Genomic DNA, 3,949 nt, shown 5'->3' on the forward strand with positions numbered 1-3,949 from the left:
CCAGGCCGGCCATGGTGCGGATGCCGCGGTGCACGTGCTCGCGGACGCTCGAGCGGATGTCCGCCCGCAGTTCGGGGCCGGCCTCGCCGTGCCAGTCCTTGTCCAGCAGGGTCAGCGTGATGTCGTCGGCGATGGCGTCGGCGTGCGGCAGCAGCGAGGCCCACGCGCGCTCCACGGCGCGGCGCGGCCCCCGGCCGCTCGTGGACGCGTCGTCCAGGCCCCCGCCGCCGGGCACGGCCGACGAGGCGGTTGCGGCAGGTGTGGCAGTTGTCAGGCCCATGCCTTTGCCCATGACCCGGAGGATGGCACGGAGCGCACAGCCGCGCCAGCCCCGGCGCAGGTGGCCAGGGCACTGCGCACCAGCGACTTTGTGCGCACCGCCCATGTCGGATTCTGTGCACAGCGCCCACGGTAGGGGATCGCCGGAGCCGAACAGCCAGGCAGCCGCCCCGGGCGCAGAGCCGGCAAGGGGCAGACAGGGAGCGCGCGTTGAGCCCACCCACGACCGCAACCACGGAGCGCACCGACCGCGACGGCGGACCGCCGGCGGTCTTCTCGATCACCGATGTGTCGGTCCGCTTCGGAGGCGTCCAAGCGCTGTCCGCGGTCTCGCTCGACGTGGCGCCCCGGCAGGTGCTCGGCGTCATCGGGCCCAACGGGGCGGGCAAGACCACGCTGTTCAACGTGGCCTGCGGCTTCGTGCGCCCGGACACCGGACGGCTGCTGTGGAAGGGCGAGGAGCTGACCGGGCTGCGCCCGCACCGGCTGGCCTCCCTGGGCATCGGCCGGACCCTCCAGGGCCTTGGCCTCTTCGACCGGATGACCGTCCTGGAGAACGTGATGGTCGGCGCCGACCGGCACGCCAGGACCGGCTTCGCCTCCGCCCTGTTCGGCCTGGGCCGCGGAGCCCGGGACGACGCCGCCCTCGCCGCGCGGGCCCGGGAGGCGCTGGCCGGTCTCGGCGTGGAACGGTACGCGGACCGCCTCCCCGGCAGCCTGCCGTACCCGGTCCGCAAACGGGTCGCCCTGGCCCGCGCGCTGGTCGGCGAACCGGAACTGCTGCTGCTGGACGAACCGGCCGGCGGCCTGGCCGACGACGACATGGCCGAACTCGGAGAGCTGATCCGCGCACTGACCGACCGGATGGCCGTGATGCTGGTCGAGCACCACATGGATCTGGTGATGAGCGTGTGCGACGACATCACCGTCCTCGACTTCGGCCGGGTCATCGCCCGTGGCGGACCCGACGAGGTGCGCCGCGATCCCGCCGTCGTCGCCGCCTACCTCGGCGAAGAGGTCGGCGAAAGGGGCGGCGAAGAGGCGGGCGACGAGGCCGGTGGAGGAAGCGGCGGAGGGACCGGCGGAAGGGCCGGCGACCGGCGGCCCGGAGTGGGGGAGTGACATGTTCGAGGTACGGGACCTGACCACCTCCTACGGACCGGTCCGCGCCCTGGACGGAGTGTCCTTCACGGCCCGCGAGAGCAGGGTCACCGCCGTCCTCGGAGCCAACGGCGCCGGCAAGACCACCCTGCTGCGCACGGCCTCGGGGCTGGTGCGCCCGCACCGCGGACAGGTACTGCTCGACGGCCGGGACATCACCCGCACCCCCGCCGAGGACATGGCTCGGCTCGGTCTGGCCCATGTCCCCGAGGGCCGGGGCGTGATCGCCGAACTGACCGTGGAGGAGAACCTCCGGCTGGGCGGACTGCACCGCGCCGCCCGGACCCGCGCGGCCGACGTCGAGCGGATCTGCCGCCTCTTCCCGGTGCTCGGCGAACGCCGCGACGCCACCGCGCACGTCCTCTCCGGAGGCGAGCGGCAGATGCTGGTCATCGGCCGCGCCCTGATGGCCGCCCCCAAGGTGCTGCTGCTCGACGAGCCCTCACTCGGCCTCGCCCCCCGGATCGTCGCCCAGATCTTCGGCCTGCTGCGGTCCCTGGTCGCGAGCGAGGGCCTGACCGTGGTGCTGGTCGAACAGAACGCCCGCAGCGCCCTGTCCATCGCCGACGTCGGCGTGGTGCTCAACCTCGGCAGGGTCGTCGTCCAGGACGACGCCGCGACGCTTGCCGCCGACGAGAAGCTCCGCCACGCCTACCTCGGCTTCTGACCCCCGGCTTCCGACCCCGGCCTCAGACCCCGGCTTCCGCCCCAGGGTTCTGCCCCCGGCCTCCTGCCCACCCCTCTCACCCCCGGCTTCCGACCCCTGGTTCCTGACCCACGGGAGACCTCGTGCAGCAGCTCCTCACCACCGCGCTCGGCGGGCTGACCCTCGGAGCGGTCTACGCGGCGTTCGCGCTGGCGCTCTGCCTGATCTGGCGTTCCACCCGGATCGTCAACTTCGCCCAGGCGCCCATGGCGATGATCACCACCTACATCGCCCTGGTGATCATCGACGCGGGCCACTCCTACTGGACCGGGTTCGCCGCGGCGCTGATCGGCGGCCTGCTGCTCGGCGCGGTGGTGGAACGCGTGGTGGTCCGGCCCGTGGAGGGCAAGTCCGAGATCAACGCGGTGATCCTCACCCTCGGCCTGTTCATCCTCATCCACGCCGTCGCCGGCATCGTCTTCGGATCCCGCTACCGTTCCTTCCCCGCGCCCTTCGGGGTGCGCGGCCTCACCATCGGGGACACACCCGTCGCGCTCACCGGCTTCGGCGTGTTCACCGTCGTCGCCGTGATGGTGGTGATGGGGCTGCTGGTGCTGCTGTTCCGGTACACCGAGATCGGGCTCAGGATGCGGGCCGCCGCCTTCAACCAGGAGGTCGCCCGCATCCTGGGTGTCAAGGTCGGCCGGATGCTCACCCTCGGCTGGGCCCTGGCCGCCCTGGTCGGCTCGCTCTCCGGACTGCTCATCGCCGGCGGCAGCCTGGTGCACCCCGCGTACATGGACTCGGTGGTGGTCTACGGCTTCGTCGCCGCCGTCCTCGGCGGCCTGGACAGTCCCGTCGGCTCGGTGATCGGCGGGATGCTGCTCGGCCTGTCGCTGAGCACCGTCAGCGGCTACCTCGGCTCCGAACTCGTGCCGCTCGCCGCACTCGTGATCCTGATGGCCGTGCTGCTGCTGCGGCCCGGCGGCCTCTTCTCCCACCACGCGGAACGGAGGGTCTGACGACCATGCCCACCACCACGGAAACCGCGGAGAAGACCCCGCCGCCCGCCGAGGCCCGGGGAGGGCTGCGCAGGCGCTGGGAGAACTCGGTGCTGCCGCGGCACCTGACCCTCGCCGTCCTCGGCCTGCTCGCGGTCACGGTCGTGCTGGAGACGACCGGTTCCTTCGCCAACTCCCAGCTGGCGTCGATGGCCTACCTCGGCATCGCGGCCGGCGGCCTCACCGTCCTGACCGGTCTCAACGGTCAACTCTCCCTCGGCCACGGCGCGTTCATGGCCGTCGGCGCCTACACCACGGCGCTGTTCCTCGACGGCGACACCCCCCTCCCGCTGCCCGGCGTCCTCGCCGCCGCCACCCTGGTGACGCTGCTGGTCGGCGCCGCCGTGGGCGTCGCCGCCGCGCGGCTGCACGGTCCGTACATCGCGGGCGCCACGCTGGCGCTCGCCGTCGCGGTACCCGGCGTGGTGCTCCACTTCGACCGCCTCGGCGGGGAACAGGGGCTGGGTGTCCGGATGCCCGAGACCCCCGCATGGGTGCTGGACGCCGCCTACTTCGTCACCGGCAGCGAACTGAACCCCACCAAGTACGTCGCCTACATCGGCTGGGCGGCGCTGGTCGTCACCTACGTGCTGCTCGCCAACCTGATGCGCGGGCGGGTCGGCCGCACCTGGCGGGCCGTGCGCGACGACGAGGTGGCCGCCGAGATCGCGGGGGTCCACCTGGGCCGGGCGCGGGTGCTGGCGTTCGTGGTCAGCACCGCCTGCGCCGGCCTGGCCGGCGCGGTGATGGCGATGGCCGTGCGGATCACCGCGCCGAGCGGCTTCTCGCTCACCCTCTCGCT

5 protein-coding genes are annotated in these 3,949 nt (G+C 73.0%); 4 read left to right on the forward strand and 1 reads right to left on the reverse strand.

Annotation, left to right across the window (positions count from 1 at the left end):
- A partial coding sequence (locus HW445_RS21295; RefSeq protein ID WP_218957237.1) for a hypothetical protein occupies positions 1 to 292 on the reverse strand: 292 nt, incomplete at its 3' end.
- A 197-nt stretch (positions 293 to 489) separates the two neighbouring features.
- On the opposite strand from HW445_RS21295, the gene HW445_RS21300 reads away from it, so the two are divergent.
- The 4 genes from HW445_RS21300 to HW445_RS21315 form a co-directional block, all read left to right on the forward strand.
- Positions 490 to 1,401: an ABC transporter ATP-binding protein gene (locus HW445_RS21300; RefSeq protein ID WP_218957238.1), complete on the forward strand. Its 912-nt coding sequence runs from the start codon at positions 490 to 492 to the stop codon at positions 1,399 to 1,401.
- Position 1,402: 1 nt separating this feature from the next.
- Positions 1,403 to 2,107, forward strand: coding sequence for an ABC transporter ATP-binding protein (locus tag HW445_RS21305; protein ID WP_180222583.1), 705 nt, complete (start codon positions 1,403 to 1,405; stop codon positions 2,105 to 2,107).
- 122 nt (positions 2,108 to 2,229) lie between these two features.
- Complete coding sequence (locus tag HW445_RS21310) at positions 2,230 to 3,108, forward strand: branched-chain amino acid ABC transporter permease (RefSeq protein ID WP_180222584.1); 879 nt, start codon at positions 2,230 to 2,232, stop codon at positions 3,106 to 3,108.
- Positions 3,109 to 3,113: 5 nt separating this feature from the next.
- The coding region (locus tag HW445_RS21315) for a branched-chain amino acid ABC transporter permease (protein WP_180222585.1) at positions 3,114 to 3,949 on the forward strand (836 nt) is incomplete at its 3' end.

Source organism: Streptomyces sp. UH6 (assembly GCF_013421635.1).
Taxonomy (GTDB): Bacteria; Actinomycetota; Actinomycetes; order Streptomycetales; family Streptomycetaceae; genus Streptomyces; species Streptomyces abyssomicinicus.